At 59.6% G+C, this 19,686-nt stretch carries 20 protein-coding genes; 6 read left to right on the forward strand and 14 right to left on the reverse strand.

Annotated elements, in window-relative coordinates:
• Window positions 1-66: 66 nt before the first annotated feature.
• The 5 genes from A4R35_RS16235 to A4R35_RS16255 form a co-directional block, all read right to left on the reverse strand.
• Window positions 67-891 (reverse strand): ribonuclease HII, encoded by an 825-nt coding sequence (locus tag A4R35_RS16235; RefSeq protein ID WP_223258366.1) that lies wholly within the window; start codon window positions 889-891, stop codon window positions 67-69.
• A gap of 152 nt (window positions 892-1,043) precedes the next feature.
• The gene (gene rplS, locus A4R35_RS16240; RefSeq protein WP_112431165.1) at window positions 1,044-1,508 is read right to left on the reverse strand and encodes a 50S ribosomal protein L19; all 465 of its coding nucleotides are present in this window, start codon (window positions 1,506-1,508) and stop codon (window positions 1,044-1,046) included.
• 390 nt (window positions 1,509-1,898) lie between these two features.
• Complete coding sequence (rpsT, locus tag A4R35_RS16245) at window positions 1,899-2,192, reverse strand: 30S ribosomal protein S20 (protein WP_112431167.1); 294 nt, start codon at window positions 2,190-2,192, stop codon at window positions 1,899-1,901.
• A 719-nt stretch (window positions 2,193-2,911) separates the two neighbouring features.
• Window positions 2,912-4,426, reverse strand: a complete 1,515-nt coding sequence (locus tag A4R35_RS16250; protein WP_189361926.1) for a L,D-transpeptidase family protein — start codon at window positions 4,424-4,426, stop codon at window positions 2,912-2,914.
• Window positions 4,427-4,873: 447 nt separating this feature from the next.
• On the reverse strand, window positions 4,874-6,013 hold the full coding sequence (locus tag A4R35_RS16255; RefSeq protein WP_399357707.1) for a cystathionine gamma-synthase: 1,140 nt from the start codon (window positions 6,011-6,013) through the stop codon (window positions 4,874-4,876).
• A 322-nt stretch (window positions 6,014-6,335) separates the two neighbouring features.
• Between A4R35_RS16255 and A4R35_RS16260 the strand changes: the two genes are divergently transcribed.
• Together A4R35_RS16260 and A4R35_RS16265 are read left to right on the forward strand one after the other, a co-directional pair.
• A complete protein-coding gene (locus tag A4R35_RS16260) occupies window positions 6,336-7,349 on the forward strand; it encodes an alpha/beta hydrolase (RefSeq protein ID WP_112431173.1) in 1,014 nt (337 codons plus the stop codon).
• A gap of 109 nt (window positions 7,350-7,458) precedes the next feature.
• Window positions 7,459-8,877: a hypothetical protein gene (locus A4R35_RS16265; RefSeq protein ID WP_112431175.1), complete on the forward strand. Its 1,419-nt coding sequence runs from the start codon at window positions 7,459-7,461 to the stop codon at window positions 8,875-8,877.
• A gap of 534 nt (window positions 8,878-9,411) precedes the next feature.
• Here the strand turns inward: A4R35_RS16265 and A4R35_RS16270 are convergent.
• The 3 genes from A4R35_RS16270 to A4R35_RS16285 form a co-directional block, all read right to left on the reverse strand.
• Window positions 9,412-10,608 (reverse strand): rhomboid family protein, encoded by a 1,197-nt coding sequence (locus A4R35_RS16270; RefSeq protein ID WP_112431176.1) that lies wholly within the window; start codon window positions 10,606-10,608, stop codon window positions 9,412-9,414.
• A gap of 692 nt (window positions 10,609-11,300) precedes the next feature.
• Window positions 11,301-11,936, reverse strand: a complete 636-nt coding sequence (locus A4R35_RS16280; protein WP_112431180.1) for a MarC family protein — start codon at window positions 11,934-11,936, stop codon at window positions 11,301-11,303.
• 196 nt (window positions 11,937-12,132) lie between these two features.
• A complete protein-coding gene (locus A4R35_RS16285; protein WP_223258367.1) occupies window positions 12,133-12,516 on the reverse strand; it encodes a GlsB/YeaQ/YmgE family stress response membrane protein in 384 nt (127 codons plus the stop codon).
• Window positions 12,517-12,872: 356 nt separating this feature from the next.
• On the opposite strand from A4R35_RS16285, the gene A4R35_RS16290 reads away from it, so the two are divergent.
• Genes A4R35_RS16290 through A4R35_RS16305 form a run of 4 tightly spaced genes read left to right on the forward strand, consistent with a single transcriptional unit; the run spans window position 12,873 to window position 15,423 of the window.
• Window positions 12,873-13,355: a hypothetical protein gene (locus A4R35_RS16290; protein ID WP_112431182.1), complete on the forward strand. Its 483-nt coding sequence runs from the start codon at window positions 12,873-12,875 to the stop codon at window positions 13,353-13,355.
• Window positions 13,356-13,357: 2 nt separating this feature from the next.
• A complete protein-coding gene (locus A4R35_RS16295) occupies window positions 13,358-14,017 on the forward strand; it encodes a hypothetical protein (protein WP_112431184.1) in 660 nt (219 codons plus the stop codon).
• Window positions 14,001-14,549, forward strand: a complete 549-nt coding sequence (locus A4R35_RS16300) for an MFS transporter (RefSeq protein ID WP_112431186.1) — start codon at window positions 14,001-14,003, stop codon at window positions 14,547-14,549. Before A4R35_RS16295 ends, A4R35_RS16300 begins: the two co-directional genes overlap by 17 nt.
• Complete coding sequence (locus A4R35_RS16305; protein ID WP_112431188.1) at window positions 14,521-15,423, forward strand: MFS transporter; 903 nt, start codon at window positions 14,521-14,523, stop codon at window positions 15,421-15,423. The genes A4R35_RS16300 and A4R35_RS16305 overlap by 29 nt, the downstream gene beginning before the upstream one ends.
• Window positions 15,424-15,635: 212 nt before the next feature.
• Here the strand turns inward: A4R35_RS16305 and tatC are convergent, their stop codons facing one another.
• The 6 genes from tatC to nusB form a co-directional block, all read right to left on the reverse strand.
• Window positions 15,636-16,472, reverse strand: a complete 837-nt coding sequence (gene tatC, locus A4R35_RS16310) for a twin-arginine translocase subunit TatC (protein ID WP_112431190.1) — start codon at window positions 16,470-16,472, stop codon at window positions 15,636-15,638.
• A 118-nt stretch (window positions 16,473-16,590) separates the two neighbouring features.
• A complete protein-coding gene (tatA, locus tag A4R35_RS25345) occupies window positions 16,591-16,968 on the reverse strand; it encodes a twin-arginine translocase TatA/TatE family subunit (protein ID WP_112431192.1) in 378 nt (125 codons plus the stop codon).
• Between the two features lie 184 nt (window positions 16,969-17,152).
• Window positions 17,153-17,455, reverse strand: a complete 303-nt coding sequence (locus A4R35_RS16320) for a hypothetical protein (RefSeq protein ID WP_112431194.1) — start codon at window positions 17,453-17,455, stop codon at window positions 17,153-17,155.
• A complete protein-coding gene (locus tag A4R35_RS16325; protein WP_112431196.1) occupies window positions 17,433-18,254 on the reverse strand; it encodes an RNA polymerase sigma factor in 822 nt (273 codons plus the stop codon). Before A4R35_RS16325 ends, A4R35_RS16320 begins: the two co-directional genes overlap by 23 nt.
• 555 nt (window positions 18,255-18,809) lie before the next feature.
• Window positions 18,810-19,070, reverse strand: a complete 261-nt coding sequence (gene acpP / locus A4R35_RS16330; protein WP_069802715.1) for an acyl carrier protein — start codon at window positions 19,068-19,070, stop codon at window positions 18,810-18,812.
• Window positions 19,070-19,522, reverse strand: coding sequence for a transcription antitermination factor NusB (gene nusB / locus A4R35_RS16335; protein WP_112431198.1), 453 nt, complete (start codon window positions 19,520-19,522; stop codon window positions 19,070-19,072). Before nusB ends, acpP begins: the two co-directional genes overlap by 1 nt.
• Between the last annotated feature and the right edge of the window lie 164 nt (window positions 19,523-19,686).

Consider the following 19,686-nt stretch of genomic DNA (forward strand, 5'->3'; position numbering starts at 1 on the left):
GGCCATCAGGGAAAGAAGGGACAGCCTGTCAAGAGTCAAGATAAAGGGGAAAAGCCAGGCTGTCCTCTAGAATCGGGCATCTTCCTCCTGCTCCACGGATTCCAGCGGCATGGTCGGCAGAGGTGTCTCAGCGGCTTCAGACTCGGGCAGGGCGCTGAAGAGGCCAGCGACCAGCTCGCGTACTGGGGCAAAGCTTCGACGATGATGCGGACTCACGCCATAGCGGCGCAGGGCGGCAAGGTGGGCCTCCGTCCCATAGCCCTTATGGCGGTCGAAACCATAGACAGGAAACTCCTCGTGGAGACGCTCCATCAGGTGATCGCGCGTCACCTTCGCAATCACAGAAGCTGCGGCAATAGAGAGGCAACGCGCATCACCCTTGATCAGAGGGCGCTGGGGCAGAGGGACGCCAGGCAGCGTCAGCGCATCCAGCAGCAGGGCCTCTGGTCGAACCTCTAGCTGAGCCAGGGCCTCGCGCATAGCCCACCGTGTGGCTTCGAGGATGTTGCGCGCGTCGATCAACTCCACTGGGGCTATGCCCACGCCCACGGCGAGCGCCCGCTGCTGAATCACCGCATACATTCGCTCGCGCTGCGCGGGAGTCATCTGTTTCGAATCGCGCAGCTTCGTACGTAAAAATAGCGCAGCCGAATCCTGATCGGACTCGGCTTCAGGCGTCTCAGCCGCCGGTGTCAGCCGGGCCAGTTGCTCGACAGGAAGAATCACAGCAGCGGCCACCACTGGACCGGCCAGGCAACCACGGCCAGCCTCATCCAGCCCGGCGATGAAACGGTAGCCCTGAGCAAGCAGCGCCAGCTCTTCCTCTAAGGTTGGCTCCATGTCCCCTCTCTGCTGCCTCGGTTTCGCGCTCGCGCTTCTCCTTTCCCGCACCAGCTGGAAGCAGGCTCTGCCATTACCTGATCGGTGACAGGACTACCAGCCTCACCAGCCGCCGGGAGAGCGATGAAGAGATAGCGAGCGAGCAAAGGAGAAACAACAGAGCGTCTCAACAGAGCATAGAGAAGGCTGCCCGCGAGGGGCAACTACTCCTCGCCCCCGCGCTCCTCGACCGACGCCTCGCGAGCTGCCGCGGCAGCCTCCCTGGCGGCAATCTCGGCCTTGCGCATCGGGCGGATCTCCTTCAGACGGGCCGACTTGCCGGAACGCTCGCGCAGATAATACAGCTGCTTACGGCGCACCCGCGCGTGACGGAGCACCTCAATCTTCTCAAGGCGGGGTGAATGGAGCAGAAAAGTACGCTCGACACCAATCCCATGTGCAGCGATGCGGCGTACGGTAAAGGTTCGATTGACGCCGCCGCCGTGTAAGCGAATCACGACCCCCTCGAAGGGCTGAACGCGCTCATCTTTACCCTCACCGATGCGCACAAGCAGACGGACCGTATCACCGGACTTAATCTCCGGCACATCCTTACGCATCTGCGAGCGCTCTACTGCCTCCAGCAGTGCGTGTCCGGCGGGCTTTGGAATCTCCTGTTTCTCGGCCATATTCCCAGAAACCTCCACTCCGCTCCATTACGCTACCAGGGCAGGCGACCGCGACGAGGCCCACTCTTTTCGCCTCTCTGGACGGGAGACCTCTCTTACTGGCTCACTGGCTCACTGCCGCCGTACTGGAGACAAGCAGACAGCAACCAGGCCGTGCGATCCGGCTGGCTCTGATTCTGGTAGCGCCTGGATAGACGGATTGAGACAACACCAAAGCAGGCGGCAATGAGCCGGCTTGCTACGAACCGGCCTCTTGCGCTGCTCTCTATCGTTGTGAAGACTGTCTTTGCTGAAGAAAGGCCAGAAGGCCCTTGCGCCTACTTCGGGCCGACACTCAGAAGCCCTACCTGTAGCAGCTGATCGGCCACTGGCTCGACTCTCACCTGGCTACTAGCTACCGACATGGGCCTGCTGCGGAGAGCTGGCGGCTTTCGCGCTATTGAAGAGTTTCATCAAACGCGACTTGCGGCGCGCGGCATTGTTGGGATGCAGCACACCTTTCTTCACAGCGCGATCCAGCGTACTGATAGCGTTGCGCACCGCCGCCTCAGCATCAAGGCCGCTTGCAATCGCCAGGCGAGCCTTTTTAATCGCCGTCTTGACCGACGACTTCACGCTGCGGTTATACAAACGCCGCTTGCGCTCCTGACGCAGGCGTTTCTCCGCTGACTTCGTGTTGGGCATAGAAGCTTATCGAACCTCCCCGCTTCCTTAGCGATAATCACACGACAGCTACTTGTTGACGCCTTTCACTCACACGACGAGGCTCTCGCTGCTGACCGGAGCAGCTCGCCCGTTATAGCCTGACTCTCGGCTCTCCTTGAAGAGTGCTCCTCGGCGGTGGGGTCCAGCGCGGGCGGTGCGTCGCGGCGCGGCGCGTCACGTCAGGTCACGTCACGTCACGTTGCATCACGCACAGCGCAGCCGCCCCGTTGAGGCGCCAGCGACCTGGCCCACTGGCTCGATGGAGGTCGAGCCTTTGCCAGCGTGGCCTGGTTGGTGGTCTTGTACTGTGTTGCGCTCCTTGCCAGGCGGCGCCTCTCTGGTGTCTGCTTGCTGTCTATGGATCAACTGGCTGGCTACTGACTTGATTGCCTGATTCGTGCAAGCAAGATAAGACCGGCGCATTGGGCGCCGGATAGGGTGAGTGCTCAAGGATTGTAACATAGCCGGCGCCGGTTGTCAAACGCTCTTTGTCCCTGATCGTCCTGCTCCTGGCTAGCTGGCTGGCTGTGTGCTACCTGGCGTTGGCGCCGCGTAGGGGAGAAGCTCAACCAAGAAGCCGGGTGGGTCACGCAAGAAAGCAGAGCAAGGGAGATCTGGCCAGATCTCCCTTGCTCTCGTCGGAAGAGAGATCGAGGTGGTTGCGTCTGTAACAAACAAGCCAGAAGCTGACAGTATGGCTAGTAGATGATCAGCGGTGTCCCATAGGTTGTATGGTTATAGAGCCAGCCGGCCTGGTCCTCCTGCATATTAACGCAGCCGTGGCTACCATTGCCGGCGAACTCCTCATCGCCGCCGCTATCGTAATGCGGGAACTCTGTACCCGGCCCATAGTCGGCGCGCCACCAGCTATCGTGGATGAAGTAGCCGTCTTGGCGATAGGCCATCGCATAGTTAATCTTGGTATCGGGGTACCAGAAGGCCGAGCCTTTCGGCTCACTCGACTTAAAGATGGTTGGTGACTCCCGATCGAAGATATGGTAGATGCCTGGGGGAGAAGGTCGCATATACTGCCCGGTGGTCACATAGAAGGCACGCACGAGCTGTCCATTATTGTAGAGGCGCAGCACCTGCTCCACCAGTGAAACCACCATAACCTCGCCCTGCATAAAACCATAGCGCTCCATCAGCTGCAGGTCGGTGTTATGGGCCTGGTTGTAGGGTGTCTGATCGTTGTAATCGGCCTCCATCGCCTGCAGCAGCGTCATGCTGCGATTGATGAAATCAATGGCCGCCTGGTAGTCATCGACGGACTGGGCCGTCTGCACCAGATAATCGGCATCCGAGCCGATTCCCTGATCCATATATTCGAAATCCAGCTCGTAGCCGTGGTACTTATGCGTGGCGCCCCAGTTTTTGACCTCCGTATGGAACTGCTGGAGCAGATAGTTGGCCTTGCCACGGTAGACTGTGAGCTGGATGGCGGCGATATCGTTGTCGATCTGCGAAGAGACCTGCAAATAATCGCCGATGCTCTGAGCCTGATCAAGCGCGTGCTGATCGGCGGTCAGCCGCTGCTGGAACGTGCTCACGTCCTGGCCGTACTGCTGAGCCTGAGTGATATAATCGCTAAACTGCTTCAGCTTGGCCGCGCCAACGTAGGGGATGGCCTGCGTGGACAGGACCACAGCCTGGGTGAACTGGGCGTTGATCGTGCTGATCAGCCCCTGGAAATCTGCGGGGGTCTGGGCCGTTTGAAAGCGCTGCTGATCGGCCTGGCGCAACTGCTTAAGTGGCGTCGTGTCCAGGTGCGAGGCCTGGAGCTGGGCGATCACCTGGTCAAGGGCTTGCATTTGGCTAGAGGCGGTCGCCATCAGGCGCAGGGCCTGGGTATCCTGGCGGGCCTGGTTGCTAATCTGCTGGTAGTCTCGTGGCAGTTTGGCCCGATTAAAGGACGTCTGCAACTGTGTCAGGCGGTTCTGGAAAGGCTGGGCCTCGGCAAAGCCCTGGGCCTGGCGCTCGGAGAGCACGCTGGCGTAGTCCTGCAGATCCTGCCAGGCCTGATAGTCAAATTCGTCGGTGACTTGAGCAGTTAACCCCTCCACCTGGGTGCAGAGTTGCTGATAACGCTGAGTGAGATTCTCATAGTATTGGACCAGGGGCTGATCGCTGAAAAAGCTCACGGGGGCCCGACTACTGCTCAGCTGCGTCTCCTGATCCTGGATAGGACTGAGCAATGTCTGAGGAACGCCCACGCTGCGCGCCTGCGCAATGAGGCTGTCCAGCTCAGCCTTGGCCTGGCTTGCAGCTTGCTGCTGCGGAAGATTCCCTGTACATGCATTTAGTGTCAGAAGTAAAAGAAAAAGAAAAAGACTAAGCAAAATCGAGCTTTGCCAGAAGCGCTGCCGCGCTTTCCTCTCTGAGGGCTTCATTTCAGAGCAGCCTCCTGCCTTTTAGGAAGAGAAAAGGATCAATGGATAGGAATAGATCTTTTCCTTACCTAAAGATAACGCTTTTTCGCTCCCGGATGGCTCACTCTCCCAAAAAGTAACAGGGGAGAAAGGGCGAGACCGGGGAGCGATCAGCTAGCGATCGGGTAGAGTCCGGGCAAAGCATCTGCCTGGATGGCTCGCCTTCCCCCATGGATTCCCGTGTATTCCCTTATTGTTTTCAGATAGTCTTTCCTGGCGGAAAGGACCTGCTCAAACCAGGGCCTGTTCCAGATCGGCGAGCAGGTCGTCGCTGTCCTCGATGCCGACCGAGAGGCGAAGCAGCGTATCGGTGATGCCGCGTGCCTCGCGCACCTCGCGAGGAATGGAACCGTGGGTCATGCTGGCGGGGTGGCAGACCAGGGACTCGATGCCTCCCAGGCTTTCAGCCAGCGTGAAGACCTGGAAGCGGCGCACCAGGCGATCAACGTCCTCGCGCGTTCCTTTGAGCTGGAAGGAGACCATGCCGCCGGGGCCGCGCATCTGGCGCTGAGCCAGAGCGTAGTCGGGGTGTTGATTCAGTCCGGGATAGTAGACACGCTCAACGCGCGGGTGCTCTATCAGAAAGTGGGCGAGGCGCAAGGCATTGGCCTGATGCTGCTGCATACGCACGGCCAGGGTTTTCAGTCCGCGCAGAGTCAGCCAGCAGTCGAACGGGGAAGGAACGCCGCCGGCGGCGTTCTGATAGAATTTGATCTGCTGATAGACCTCTTCGTTGCTGGTGATCACTGCTCCCCCGATGACGTCGCTATGGCCATTGAGGTATTTCGTGGTGCTATGAACCACGATATCGGCCCCCAGCTGCAGCGGCTGCTGCAAGTAGGGGGTGGCAAAGGTATTGTCAACCACCAGGAGCAAGCCGTGGGCGTGGGCCACCTCAGCCACGGCAGCAATATCGACAAGCCGCAGCAAGGGATTCGTGGGACTCTCCAGCCAGATCAGCCGCGTCGTTGGGCGAATGAGGTGGGCGTAGCTCTCAGGCGTGCTTCCCAGAGGCACATAATCGCAGCTAATCTGATAGCGGCGTAAGATCCGTTCAAAGAGGCGATAGGTGCCGCCATAGAGATCATCGCAGGCGATCAGATGGTCGCCTGCGCTCAGCAGGCTCAGGACAGCGCTCTCGGCGGCCATGCCCGAGGCGAAAGCCAGGCCGTAGCTTCCCTCTTCCAGGGCTGCCAGGCAGGTCTCCAGGGCCTGCCTTGTTGGATTACCGGTACGCGAATACTCAAAGCCTTTATGGCCACCCAGTCCCTGCTGAGCATAGGTCGAGGTCTGAAAGATTGGTGGCATAATCGCACCGGTGGAGGGATCAGGCTCCTGACCAGCGTGAATAGCCCGTGTTGCAAACTTCATCGTAGTGCTCCTTGTGCTGATAGTTGCTCCTCTCAGAGGGTTCGAGGATTGTTCATCATGGTACTCTCTTCCCCCATGACTTGACCAGCCCTTTCTCCGCCGGAGCAGCCATTGACCTGTGTGGTTCTGGCGCGTTACCATACAACAGGAGGCAGAGAAAGGAAGCGGGCTTAGGCCAGCCTGTGGTGTGCATTCCTACCTGTCAGGCCGAACTCTCTCCACGAGTAGAGCTGGTCTGAGGCTGCGCTCTGCACAATTCGCTACGGTCCGCTCCCGCGAATGTTGCACGACACGCTCAGGCAATAGTAAGGAGGTCTCTCTGATGGCGTTCCTGTTCTCAACCAGCGCTGACTTGCCCGAAGGAAAAGGCACTGAGGAGACGCGGCGCAAAGAAGAGGCGGGAGTCGTGCTAGTGCATGGCCTCAACGGCAGCCGGTATGATATGCAGGAGCTGGAAGTCTATCTACGCGCGCGGGGTTTGCAGGTAGTGAATTTGCTCCTGCCCGGGCATGGAGAAGAAGATGTCACACGCCTGGTCGAGGTGGGCTGGAGAGACTGGGTGGAGGCGGTGCGTTCGGAGCTGCAGGCGCTCAAACATCGTTGTGCCGCGGTATTTCTGGTAGGACACTCGCTAGGCGGGGCCTTGGTGCTCTATGTGGCCGCACAGGAGGCGGTGGATGGGGTCGTGGCCATGTGTGCACCACTTCACCTCTATTCCTGGACCTTGCCTTTCATTCGGCTGGCCCGCCGGCTGATGCCCCGCATCCGCTGGGCCTGGGAAGACATTCGCGATCCGGCGGCGCGCTATGCCTACAGTCGTCAGCGCTTCAAGCAGAGCCATCAATGGCGTGTGCTGGCTGCCATCGAGAATCTGCTGGAGTTTCTCCCCCATTTGCGGCAGGCTCTGCCTGCGGTGACCGCGCCGGCTCTCATCATGGTCGCACGCCATGATCACGTCGTTCCTCCACGCGATGGCCGGGCCATCTATCATCAGATCAGCTCGCCCGAAAAGTATTTGATCACCTTTCATCGCTCCTATCACCTGATTACCAAAGACTACGACCGCGAGGAGGTCTTTGAGAAGACAGCGGCCTTTCTCACTGAGCAAGCGCACAAGCGTGGGGTGGTCATCCAGGGTGAGAATCATCAACGAGCCTGGCAGCAGGCTGGCACCCCGTTTGAGCCTCCACCGGTGCCAGGGCTACAGACGCGCTGCTGGCGCTGGTGTCAGCAACAGTGGCAGCTCACGAGTATGCGCACGGCCCAGTTCGCCCAGTGCTTCACATCCTGGGCTGCTCTCGTGTATACTCAGACGGCGAAGAAATTGAAGCCATGATGTGAGGCGACAACTAGCATTGGCTCATCAGGTGAGTGATCCACCGCGTGCTCCAGCTGGCTCTGCCCCCGGGTCGCAGAGCCGCTACCTGCACCTATCGAGAATTGGCATGCTGACCATGCTGAGCCTGATCGGGCTGCTCCTGGCCTGCTTCAATGGCCTGCTCATCTATGGTCTGACTCCCCAGGCTCAGCAAGCAGCTGCACGCTCGGCGACGGCGACTGTGAGTGCTCTTGAAACCCGTGTTGCTTCTCCAATTGTATTAACGCCAACCCCGACCCCCAATCCCTCGGCAACGCCAACACCCAACCCACCGATTTTCTGGCCCAACAACAGTGTCCCTAACGCTGTACTCCAATTGCCAGAAGACCGCTATCTGCTCTATGAACAGCCATACAATCCTAATTTCCCCAGTAATCCCAAAAATAGCCAGAACCCCAATAGTCAGCAAGGGAATCTCTTTCTGGCGCCTTTGGGCGGTCAGCCGGAGGTCCTCAATGCGCCTGGCTACATTTACAACCAGGCGGTGCGGCCTATGCTCACGCCCTCTGGGCAGCTGCTCTATAGTGGTGATGGCCTCTGGCTGCTCGACATCTTTAGCGGTCAAGCCACACAAATCGCTACCATCGACGCCGACGAGGTTGTGACCTCGATGGCTCTCAGCAGTGACGGGCACTGGCTTGCCTGGAGTAGTGAGCCCTCCAATGGACGGGGCACCATCAAGATCTACGCCGGGCCTCTGGCCAGCACCCACCTCGTCTATCAGCAATCGACCGCCGACTGTCCCTGTTTCCGGGTTTTTGCTGTGCTCCCGTCCAGCAGCAAGCAAGTGCTGGCTTATCTCTTGCTCACGGACAGCCGTGGCAGTCATGAGGCGATTCAAAATGGCCTCTGGGTGCTTCCAATTACCGCCACAGCCGGGCAAGAGCAGCAACAGCCGCAGGAGATTCTTGACGAAGATCCGCAGCAAGGGCCGCTGCTCCTCTCGCCCTCTGATCGCTTCCTTCTCTATTCGCCCAACGAGGGGCAGGTCCCTTATCCCACTGATAATAGCGTCCCGGCGGACATCGCGGCTCTCTCCTATGCCAACAGTCTCAGCCTGGCCTCATTGGGAGGCTCACCGCCGGCTCTGGGAAAGGCCCAGATAGTGCTGCCTGCGCAGAGGGCATTGCGCAGCATTGCCGATTATCACTGGGTAACTACGCCGCTTTTTACTCCCGATGAGCGCTCCCTGGTCTATGTGGAGTTTTCGAGCGACGACCAGCCGCCCTATGAGCGCCATAGTGCCCTCTACACGGTGCAGGTTAGCGATGGCAATGGTCACCTGCGCGTGGCCAAGCCCGTGCTCCTGGCTACCACCACCGCGGCCCTGGTTGAGCTAGGGACCTGGCTCAATGGGCACACACTGACCTTCTATGCCGATGGTAACATCTTTGCTCTCGATCTCAGCAGTGGAGCTATTGCGACTCTGGTACAGGCAAGGACCTACGTGCGGGCCATCGCTGTTGTGGGTACGGGTCGCATCTAAGAGCTTGGTGAGTGAGTGAGGAGGAAAGGCGAAGGATAGCTGTTTCTCCTCTATTGCTCTTCTCAAGAAAGAAGGGAGCTGAGCGGGGGGGTAAAGGGCATGGATAGGATCATGTGACTCAGCCGGGTCACAGCGAGATTGCAGGCTCAGCTCCTTATATTTAGTTTACTCTGTCTACCAACAGGCAGTGGGCGAGCGGAGGCTCTTTTCCCGGCCAGCTCTTCTGTGGCGGTGCGCAGGCTGAGGAAGTGGCGTGGTAGGGAAAGCAGCAGGCGCAAGGCAGGCCTGAGAAGAGAAAGGGGCTACGTTGAGCCAAAGAAAGCCCCTGGCTGAAAAGCAAAAAGACCCCCCTGCAGACCGATCCGATCATCGACAGCCCCGGTGTTCGGGCTGCCATGTCGCTTCGACCGGCTGGGGGGTGCTCCCATTGGGCGACTCCTCGCCGGTATCTGGTCTGGGTCTTTCCCCGCGATCTGGCTCTGGCTTGCCCGGGCCAGGAGCCTGGGGCGGGCCAGAGCTGAACGGGAGGGAGGGCTAGAGGACGCGCCGCTCTAGTGGGCGGCCAAGCAGGAAGCCCAGCACGAGGCCCGTGATGAGACCACCGATGTGGTCAGAAACGGCGATATTGCTGCCGGGGGCGAATCCCAAGGCCAGATTAAGACCCAGCCAGAAGAGCCAGTTGATAATTGCCCCCTGGCCGAAGGGTCCCAGCGCTCGCCTGTTCATAATGTAGAAGGCGCCAAGCGCGCCGAACACGCCGAAGATCGCTCCCGAGGCGCCCACGCTCAGCACCGTGGCGGGCATCAGAAAGTAGGTAGCCAGGCCGCCGACAATCCCCGAGGCGAGGTAGATGATCAGGTAGCGTAGCTTGCCATAGAACAGCTCGGTAGCGCTCCCGATCAAGAATAGAGAGAGCATATTTAAGAAGATATGCAGGATGTTCGCGTGTAAGAACATCGCCGTGAAAATGCGCCAGTAGTCGCCGGCCTGGCTGACCTCTCCCCCCATCTGATAGAGCACGTTCTCGTCAATGAACAGGTTCTGACTCAGGAAAACCTCGACCAGAAAGACGGCGATGTTGATAAAGATCAGGGTATTTGTTACCAGGCGTGGATAGCGGCTCAGGATAAAGCGTCCGCGTGTGACCTGGCGTTGGAGCTGACTGCGCTGGGGCCAGGGAGTCTGCTCCTGTGGCAGGGGCTGGCTTGGGCTGGTAGGGGCGTGGGGTGAAGGTGAAGGGGGAACACCCCGATAGCCGAAGCCGAAGCTCTCTTCCAGCGGAGGAAAAGCCCGCTCGAAGCGCCCGCCGTAGGAGAGGCGCGCCGCACGTGACCGTGCCAGGCCGGCATCGTAGTACTGGCCCAATGCCTGCAGCAGATAGGAGCGCAAAGCGTGGGCGTAGGCATTTGCCGGGTCCTGAGCAATGTACTGGTCGACGTAGCTCAGAGCCTGATCGTAGCGCTTCTCCAACAGCGTCAGCAAGGCTCGGGCCAGCAAACTCTCCAGACCGCCTTCCGGCTGTAGCTCCTCGACTTTCTGGCAAGCCAGAGTCACCACCCGGTAGTCTCCCAGGCCCAGGTTAGCCTCCGCCAGGCCCAGGTGCACTTTGGGATTCTCTGGATCGATCTGGGCGGCGTGGGCAAAAGCGATGGCTGCCTCTCGGGGTTGTCCCTCGGCGAGGGCTTGTTTGCCCCGCTCCAGGTAAGATTGAATCTCGGTCTGTGCTTCCAAATGTGTCTCCTCCACTCAGGCGTAGTGCCGCACTATACCGTCAATGCTCCTGCTCTTGACTGGGCTGGCTGTGGTCTGTCGCGTCAAGGTAAGGACTCCTTCCTTGTCGCGTTGCCGCTTCCTTCACTAAGGCGTAAGACAGCCAGTAAAGGCCACCGGGACCTGAGCGTCTGACTGCTTCGCTGGTGTTCTGGGCACCACATCCTACATGATACCATAGAGACGTGCTGCCAGGGGCCTCTGGGTGACCCCAGGGAAGGGAGCTGCCTTCTCTCTGGCTGGCCAGACTGATGACTGACCCTGGCCGGAGGATGTGGCGCCAGTCGTTTCTCTCCCTCTCGGCCAGGAGCAGAAGGCAGCGGATGACTGTCCTCTCTCTCTCATGGGGCGGCGGGCTGCTCGCAGCCCGCCCTGAACCCCGGGTCGCTGAGGCTGTTCACACTCTCTGTACTCAGAAAATACTACGTATAGTCTGGCAAAAGGTGACGCTTCTCTCCTCTTTCTTGGGGGGGTTCCTGGCTCTCTGCCCTACCTCGGAGGGTATCGCGCCGGCCACAGGAGGCTCTCAGCAACAGCCGACCGGCTCAGAGCACCTTCCTCTCAGCTGAGGCCATTATAGTATAGCCAGCCTTTAAGGTGAGAAGGGGGGGGCGCCGAGGTGCCAGACGCCCCAGGTGACCCTGCCGCCGCTCTCATCTCAGCAGGCCGCTGGTGTGGATGAAGGTCAGCGTCCCGTTCAGGATGAACTGGATAGCAAGCGCTGCCAACAGGATGCCAAGGATGCGCGACAAGACCAGAATCCCCGTTCGCCCGATATGCTCCATAATCCAGATGCTGTGGCGCATAACGATCCAGGCTGCCAACAGTGAGATGGCAATAGCGGCTGCCACAGAGAAGAGCTTGAAAGGATCGGGCAGTGCCTGATCGACGTAGAGAATAGTGGTGGCGATCGTTCCCGGGCCGGCGATCATCGGAATGGCGAGCGGAAAGACGCTAATGTCCTCGCGGGTCATCGCTTCTTCCTCTTCTGCGGCGGTGCGGCGTGTCCCCGATGAGCGTCCGAAGAGCATCTCTACAGCTACCAGGAAAAGCAAAGCTCCCCCTGCCATATTGAAGGCATAGAGCGTAATCCCCAGTCGATCGAGTAGGAAACGCCCGACAAGCGCAAAAAAAGCAATGATGGCTGCGCTGATCAAAATGGCGCGTGTAATCACTGCGCGGCGCTGGGCCTCATTGAGGTGAGCTGTCAGCGCAATGAAGACCGGTGCCAATCCGACGGGGTCAATAATCGTAAAAAAAGTCACGAAAGCACGAGTTGTAAAGACCACTGCAACGCCTCCCTCACTCGACTAGCTTGCTGTAGTATACGGGAGAAAGCGCCCTCTGGCAATGTTGCAGTGGTAGCTCGTGTCAGGGTCAGGTCGGGGAAGGAAGCGGATTGCCGGGGCCTGATCTGCGGCTGACACTCAGATCCGCAAAGAAAGCAGGCTCTCCGGCAAGGCAGGCGGTGGGGTAGAGAGCGAGCTAATCGCCTCGGCGGTAGTATGGGCGGCGGTGGCGCCAGGCGCCAAAGGTGATCAAGTGCCAGAGGAAGACTAAGAGGATAGCCCCGATGAGCGCTCTGAAAATGGGGACACCATAGACTGTCGGATCGCCAGTGATAGTGAAGGGAAAAACATGAGTAAAGAGCCAGATGCCAATCAGTCCGGCAATAACTGCACCGATAATTCCCCCAGGCAGCCGCCAGCCGACGATAAACTCAGCCAATAGCCCGGCGATCGCGGCTATTGCCAGGTAGATGACTGTGCCTACGGTCACCGTCCAGTGAAAATCGCCGATGTTGATCGTAAAGAGTGGTGAATCCGAAGTGAGAGCAGCGATGGCTGCAGATGTCACAGAAGCAAACATAGGAAGTTCCCTCCTTCTCTGCGAAACGGGCCTTGTGGCCCGGGCCGATCCTCCTCCCGTGCCACCTCATCCTTGATCTCTTGCTCTGACAATACACGTATAACGTGGCTGAGAGCAAGTCAACAATAAAAGTTTCAGCAATTTCTCAGCTAACGCTCAGCTTTCTAAGGGAAAAAGGCCTGCCGTGGGCAGTCTGTCGCCTGAGAGGACTCAGCAGCGTATACAGCTAATGAGGGCCTTGTTACTGGCGAGGCTGAACGTAGCTGGCTACCGCGTCGGTGGTCGCTGTTTAAGGCCATGCGTTATAATCAGGTAGTACAGGCTTCTCTAAATCTTTGCCGGGAGGTCTCTTTCTTATGCAAAGCGCAAAGCGCTATTTGCTGGTGATCGGGGTTGGGGTATTGGTGTTGCTTATTGTAGGCTTTATCCTGGCTGCTCTCTTCCATGTTTTACTGGCCGTGCTCTACATTGCTCTGATCGTTCTGGCTGCAGCGACGCTGATTGCTATTGCTCTTCTCATCTATGCTATTCTCGCCCTGCTACGGGCGATTACGACGGTGCGTAACGAGATGCGTCCCCTCCTGGCCTCAGTGCAGGAGACGGTTGGTGTGGTCAAGGAGACGGCGCGCACTGCTGGCCATACGGTCACCACGGTGGGTAGCGCCGCCCAACTGGCGCGTGATTTCGCGCTGGCGCCAGGGATTCGCGCCGTGGCCACTGTTCTGGCGGGGCAGCAGGTGTTGCGGATCTTCCTGGGCAAGGGCCGGGCCCGTCGCAGCGAAGAGCGTCGGCGCCAGCAGATGCGTGCCATTCGTGCTCATGAGGTTGGAGGAAAGTAGCTATGTCCGTCCCTGTCCTGGCTGCTCTCGCTGCTGATCCCTTGGAGACCTGGGGGCAGATTGCGGCGATCGTGCTGGCGATCGAGTTGCTTGTCTTTGTCTTATTAGCGCTGGGGCTTTCCATCGGCTTATTCTTTGCCTTTGCCTGGGTCCAGGAGAAGAGCGAGTTGATTAAGCGTCTACGCCCAGCGGTCGATCAGCTCAATCAGGCCCTGGAGACCAGTCCCACCGAGCGGTCCACCGAGGGAGGAGCGCTAGAGCATCCGCTGGTCCAGGGTGTGGTCAGCCTGCCGGAACGGGTGCGGGCGGTCGATCGGCGCGTCGAGCAAGGAAGCGATCGGGTAGCGGAGGCCGTGATCGAGTTCCGCGCGCGTACAGTGATGGTCAAGGAGATGGCCAGAGCCTTCTTCTTGCCAGGATTAGTGCGACGCGAGGCGCGCCAACAGGAGCTGCGTCGTGCGGCTGAGGCCGGCGCGGAGCTGCGGGAGGATTCACGCGAAGCAAGGCCGTCGACGGCGGGTCGTAGCGTTGCTGAGGACCTGCCGGCTACCTCCGAAGCCGAGGGGGCTGGCCGGGTCGGCGCTGCGAGAGGGCTTTCCACCAGAGAGGGGGCGCCTGCTCAACAGGCGGTGCAGTCTATGCGCCATGTCTCTCCTCATTGACTACGTACGTCAGTTCACCCGTTTGCAGCGGAATGCTCGCCTCTATCTGATCAGCAACGCTCTCAGCGGTGTTTCGCTCGGCATTCTGCTGCTGCTCTATAATCTCTATCTCGATGCTCTGGGTTACCGTGCTGACTTCATTGGGGCTGTCCAATTTGCGGCTACTGTCGGGGCGGGCCTGGCTATCTTTCCCGCTGGCCTCTGTGTGGACCGTTTAGGAGGCAAGACGGTCCTGATCCTGGCCAGTCTCCTGATGGGCCTGCTTGGGGCTGGCCAGATCCTGTTTCGACAGGCTCTCCCCTTGCTAATGACGGCTTTCCTGGCGGGGATAGTCAGCGCGGCCCTCCTCGTCGTCAATGCTCCCTATCTGACGCAGAACAGCTTGCCGGCAGAGCGCTCCCATCTCTTCAGCCTTAATCTGGTCGTGACGCTGGTGACCTCGGTAGCTGGGCGTCTGCTTGGGGGGGGCGCTGCCTGTCTGGCTTCGTCAGCTGACCTGGCTGATGGGGACGCTACCCTTCCCGCTCAGTAGTCTGCTGGCTCCTCAGCCGGCGGCGCGCGCCTATCAGCTTGCTCTCATTGGGGCCGGCTTGCTGGCTGTTCCCAGCCTTATCCCTCTCTTCCTGCTCGATCCTGATCCGCAGCCTCTGGCAAAGCCTGCCGATGGCAGGAGTGGGGGGGCCAGACGTATCCTGACTGCTGAGGGAGTGGGCGGCCTTGCTCGCAGAGTCAGGGCCGACTGGCGGCGCTGGCTGGATTGGAAGGTCTGGAGGCCCTGGCTGGGCAGCGCCCTGGTGTTGCTTACCCTGGAGCAAGGGCTGATTGGCTTCGGGGCCGGCCTCTTTATTCCCTACTTCAACCTCTTTTTCGTGCGTCATCTGGGAGCCAGCTCCTGGCAATTTGGCCTCATCGATGGGGGAGCCACTGCTCTCACCGCCGGCACGACTCTTCTCGCCCCCTGGTTGGCGGCGCGCCTGGGCAAGGCGCGGGCTGTAGTCTTAACGCAAACTCTCAGTCTGCCGCTCATGCTCGTACTGGGCTTCAGTCCTTCGTTGTTGCTGGCGGCCCTGCTCTATCCACTGCGTCAGGGGGCGATGGATATGACAATGGGAGTACTACAAGCCTTCTCAATGGAGGTTGTGCCGGGGCGATGGCGCGGCCTGGCCAACAGCAGCTATCAGGCTGCCTACTGGATCGCCTACTCTCTGTCGACCCCCATTGGTGGGATTATCATCGTTCAGCAAGGTTATTCTGCCGTCTTTGTGCTGGCGGCCATCAGCTATGCGCTCGCCATCCTCGTGCTCTGGCGAGGCTTTGGACGTGATCCCCAAGAGGCAACTCAAGGAGGGGCCGGGATGAACCAGACTGATCCCGGAGCCGCCGAAGCGGAGGCCCGGCTGCGCTGACTGAGTCACTCCCCTCTCGTTCACCCCGGATCATTGCCCGAGCTAACCTGCTGACTTACTTGCTCAATCTATCCTGACCACTGCAGGCTGTCGCTCCTCCGGCGGTGGGCTGACCCGGCCCGAATGCGTGGGCGAGCCTAACGAGTCGAGCGGAGCCAGGTAGCTGCCTGCCGTCTCGTCTTGTCTCGTCTCTGGGACTCGTACAGGCCCGCTCACGCTCCTGCCTTGCTTGGACGAACCATAAAGCGGATGAGCAGGATCGTCAGCTCATACAGGCAGGACATGGTCACCCCCAGGATAATGGGGCTATAGAAATCGGCCCCCGGGGTCAAGAAGGTCGAGGCGATCCACAGCCCGACATGAGACGCGGCGCGGCGGCGTTTCAAGGTTTCCGCGCTTACGATCCCGAGCTTAGCCAGGAAAGTCAACACGAGAGGAATCTCGAAGACGATTCCGAAGGCCAGCAAGAAGAAGGCCACGAACGTAAAGTAGCTGTCTGCCGAAACCAGCTCCACGAAATCGCCGGAGGAGAAAGCGATTAGCCATTGAACTGGATACTGCAGGACCACGAAGCCCAGGCCAATACCGGCCACGAAGAGCAGGCTGCCCAGGATCAGGAAAGGCAGAGCGGCCCTTTTCTCGTGGCGATAGAGACCGGGGGCGATAAAAGCCCAGGCCTGGTACAGGATGACCGGCATTGCCAGCAGGATGCCGACAGCGATCGAGACCTTGAGGAAGACCGTGAAGCCCTCGGCCAGGCCGATAGTGATCAGACCCCTGCCTGCCAGCTCTCCGTGAGAGTCGAGGCGTTGACCAGCCGTCAGCGTTGGCAGGGGTAAGGTCAGGAAATGCAGGATTGGCTCGCGGAAGATAAAAGCGACGACTGCCCCGACAACTACCGCAATCAGGGACTTAAAAATGCGCCAGCGCAGCTCCTCCAGATGCTCGACGAGCGTCATGGAGGCGCCGTCTTCCTCTTCCTCCTGAAAGCGGAAGGTCTCATCCAGGTCGGGCATCAGGTCAGGTTGTCGTAAATTCCCTGTAGCCATGCTCTTCCTCTGCTCACTCCCGGCGGTGTAGAGCGGGCTGGACCGATAGGAGGCGTCTACTCTGCATAGCTGCTATCTTGCTCCCTTTTCCTTCTTGCAACTGCGACAGAGCGGCGTCTCATTCAGCCTTCTGCCCACCCTCGCTGATGGTCGGTTCTGTCTTGCTGACGCTCGCAGGAGAAGCCTGGCTCTGAGTCGACTGAGGCTGTGTCTCGTGAACCAGCTCGGGAGTAGGCTCAAAGAGTGGATCCTGTCGCAGACCGCTCCCGCTGCTCAAGCGGTTCAAATTGTTCCGTGCGGCATAAGAAGGGGAGAAAGGCTCATCCAGGGGATCATGCTCCTCTTTATCCCTGGTGAGATCGCTCATGCCCTTACGGAACTCCTTAATGCTTTTTCCAATCGCCGAACCCATTTCAGGCAGGCGCTTTGGACCGAAGATCAGCAGGGCAACGATCAGAATAACAACCAGATCGAGGCCGTGGAATCCGGGGAACATAGTTGCACCCTCTCTTTTCTTGTCTTGTCTTGCCTTATGGAGGCGTGGCGCCTTCCTTTGTGCATTCCGAAAGCGACAACACTCTTCTTCTTACTTTACTTATTGTATCTCACACTTGCCCCCCTTGCCAGCGCGGCCCTGCAGGGGGCTGGAGGCTGGAGAGCCAGCGGGGCGCCTGGCCCGTCTAGCCAGAATAGGCGGGGTAGGAAGACAGCTCTTGCTGGTGGGGGGCCAGCAGGGACTGCACACACTCCAGACCGAGGCTCAGCACACCGGCCCCGGCGGCGCCGAGAGCCACCAGAGCGGCGGCGCGGCGGCGGCTCAAGCGTTGTTCTCCCAGTAAGCGAGCGATACGTTGACCACTTTCCAGAGAAGCTGCCTCTCTGGTCACGCCCGCCCGCAAGCGGGCCTCCAGATCGGGTGGAGTAGGGGCCTGCTCACCGTAGTGGCGCAGGAGCAGGACTTCAACAGAGTCCGAAGGCTGCATAGTGTCTCCCATTGTACCAGGGAGGATTAGAGACCAGGCGTTCAGGTCTCTCCTCACTGGCGGCGTCTCCTGTTTGAAACGTCTGCTCGGACTGAAGCGGTGGCGCTGGCTCTCTGCTTGCGCGCGGAGAGGGCGCTGGCTCTCTGCCCGCCGGAGCAGATTGGCCAGCAGAAGCAGGGCTGGGCTGGCGACGCGGTCCGTCGCCGCGCTCCAGGGCGTAAAGCTGTTGGAACTGGCGGCGAGCGCGTACCAGGCGCTGACGGACTGCCGGCTCGCTCACGTCCAGCATCTGAGCAATTTCCGCACTGGAGAAGTCACCCACCACTGAAAGCAGGAGGCAGACCCGTAGTGGCTCCGGCAGACGCTGTAACGTTCGCTGGACGGCATCGCGTTCGGCGATCAGTTCGCTGGGATCGGTGCCAGGCGTTGCCCCGTAGCCATGAGGCTGGACAGGAGCCGCCTGGGCCGCAAGATTCTCCGTCAAGCGTTCGCTCTCCGGCTCCTGAGCGCGTCGGCTCTGGTTGCCGAGTGAGGAGAAGGGCACAAAGCGGAAGAGGCGCTTGCGGCGCTCCTGCATACGGACTGTATTGAGAGCGATTTTCAGCAGCCAGGCACGGGCATTAAAATGAGGGCCACTGGAAGCGCGGGCGGCCTCGATACTTTTCAGAGCCTGCTGAAAAGTATCTTGAGTGAGGTCCTGGCTTTCCTCCCAATCGCCGGTCAGGCCATAGATTGTATGAAAGACCAGCTTGCCGTATTGCTGGATCAGCGCCTCAACGGCCTGCGCCGCGGGTCCCATTGTTGTCTACATCCTCACTCACGCACTTGCTCGACGTCAACCGGAGCCGGTGATGCCGGCCAGGGGAAGGAATCTCTCCTTACTTAATTTAAGGAGATGCCTGGGGGAGAAGAAATGTGACAGAGGGAAAGGTGAGGGGGGAAGACGAGGTGAGCGGTGACCACCACCCCACCCATCCCACGCCACATAAGCCCTCGAATCTGGCTGAAGAAGTGCGTCGTCCTCAGCACCGCCTGACCGACCGTTTGCCCACCCACCAACCTGATCGCTTGCTCGACTGGAGCGGTAGGCGGAGAGGCAGACGTAGCGGGGACAAGCAGAGAGGCGGTTTGACCGGCTGTCTGGTATCAGACAAACCGACGCGACGAGCGCATCTACGGCGCGATCCAACCTGGTTCCGAGGTCCCCAGACAGGTGGATGGGGGAACAAATAGAACCGTAGAACTGCGGCCACCGCGCCGCCTCCTGTCTCCCGCCTGCTTCTCGTATCCGCAGAAGAAGATCGAGTCAGGTCAGTGAATAAAGTCGGATCAGATCAGAGCAGCGCAAAGGAACTTAGCGCAGATGTTCCTCGATATATTCCTGGGCCTCACCCACCGTCGTGATCTTCTCAGCGTCCTCATCCGAGATCTGGAGCTTAAACTCCTCCTCCAGGGACATGATCAGCTCCACCAGATCCAGGGAGTCCGCGTTTAGATCCTCGACGAAAGAGGCGCTGGGGACCACCTCGCTCTCATCGACGCCGAGCTGCTCGACGATGATCCGCTTCAAGCGCTCGGCGACGGAGCCGGAGCCGGAGCCAGAGCCAGAAGCCATTAGGATGTCACCTCACTTTCCGCAGTTGGAGTGGGCTGCTGTTGCTGTGCCCGCGCAAATATTGTGCCAAGGACGCCATTGACGAAGCGACTCGACGAGTCGCTGCCAAACAACTTGGCCAGTTCGACCGCCTCATTAATGGCTGCCTTTGCTGGTACCGTATTATTAAACAGAATCTCATAGATTGCAAGTCTGAGGATATTTTTATCGATGCGGGCCATTTGTGAAAGCGGCCATTCGCGTGCGGCGCTCTGGATCTGCGCATCGATCGTCTCCAGGTGGGCGCAGGTGCCCTCAACCAGCTCAAGGGCATAATCCACCACCCGGGGGTGCAGATTGCGCTCCTGGGCATGGCGCCGCACCACCTCGACTGGAGGGTGCCGCACCGTATCAAACTCGTAGAGCGCCTGCAGCGCGACCATTCGGGCCTGTCTGCGTATCCCTACCGGCATAGCGTCTTCACCCAATCGCTGGTCTAGCTTGCTGACTTTGCCCGACCGCGTGCGCTTGCGCGCGAGCAGGAAGCTAGTCTCTCTCGAACACGCCTCATCGTGGATGCCACATCTCCTCTCTCTACTACCTACCTATCCTACCTATCCTACTACGACCTACTGGC

The organism is Thermogemmatispora tikiterensis (assembly GCF_003268475.1).
Lineage (GTDB): Bacteria > Chloroflexota > Ktedonobacteria > Ktedonobacterales > Ktedonobacteraceae > Thermogemmatispora > Thermogemmatispora tikiterensis.

Coding starts and splice junctions, on each gene's coding strand:
- rplS (WP_112431165.1), bottom strand. CDS start 1,508: ATGGCCGAGAAACAGGAGATTCCAAAGCCCGCCGGACACGCACTGCTG.
- rpsT (WP_112431167.1), bottom strand. CDS start 2,192: ATGCCCAACACGAAGTCAGCGGAGAAACGCCTGCGTCAGGAGCGCAAG.
- A4R35_RS16255 (WP_399357707.1), bottom strand. CDS start 6,013: ATGAAGTTTGCAACACGGGCTATTCACGCTGGTCAGGAGCCTGATCCC.
- A4R35_RS16260 (WP_112431173.1), top strand. CDS start 6,336: ATGGCGTTCCTGTTCTCAACCAGCGCTGACTTGCCCGAAGGAAAAGGC.
- A4R35_RS16265 (WP_112431175.1), top strand. CDS start 7,459: ATGCTGACCATGCTGAGCCTGATCGGGCTGCTCCTGGCCTGCTTCAAT.
- A4R35_RS16285 (WP_223258367.1), bottom strand. CDS start 12,516: ATGTTTGCTTCTGTGACATCTGCAGCCATCGCTGCTCTCACTTCGGAT.
- A4R35_RS16290 (WP_112431182.1), top strand. CDS start 12,873: ATGCAAAGCGCAAAGCGCTATTTGCTGGTGATCGGGGTTGGGGTATTG.
- A4R35_RS16295 (WP_112431184.1), top strand. CDS start 13,358: ATGTCCGTCCCTGTCCTGGCTGCTCTCGCTGCTGATCCCTTGGAGACC.
- A4R35_RS16300 (WP_112431186.1), top strand. CDS start 14,001: ATGTCTCTCCTCATTGACTACGTACGTCAGTTCACCCGTTTGCAGCGG.
- A4R35_RS16305 (WP_112431188.1), top strand. CDS start 14,521: ATGGGGACGCTACCCTTCCCGCTCAGTAGTCTGCTGGCTCCTCAGCCG.
- tatC (WP_112431190.1), bottom strand. CDS start 16,472: ATGGCTACAGGGAATTTACGACAACCTGACCTGATGCCCGACCTGGAT.
- tatA (WP_112431192.1), bottom strand. CDS start 16,968: ATGTTCCCCGGATTCCACGGCCTCGATCTGGTTGTTATTCTGATCGTT.
- A4R35_RS16320 (WP_112431194.1), bottom strand. CDS start 17,455: ATGCAGCCTTCGGACTCTGTTGAAGTCCTGCTCCTGCGCCACTACGGT.
- A4R35_RS16325 (WP_112431196.1), bottom strand. CDS start 18,254: ATGGGACCCGCGGCGCAGGCCGTTGAGGCGCTGATCCAGCAATACGGC.
- acpP (WP_069802715.1), bottom strand. CDS start 19,070: ATGGCTTCTGGCTCTGGCTCCGGCTCCGGCTCCGTCGCCGAGCGCTTG.
- nusB (WP_112431198.1), bottom strand. CDS start 19,522: ATGCCGGTAGGGATACGCAGACAGGCCCGAATGGTCGCGCTGCAGGCG.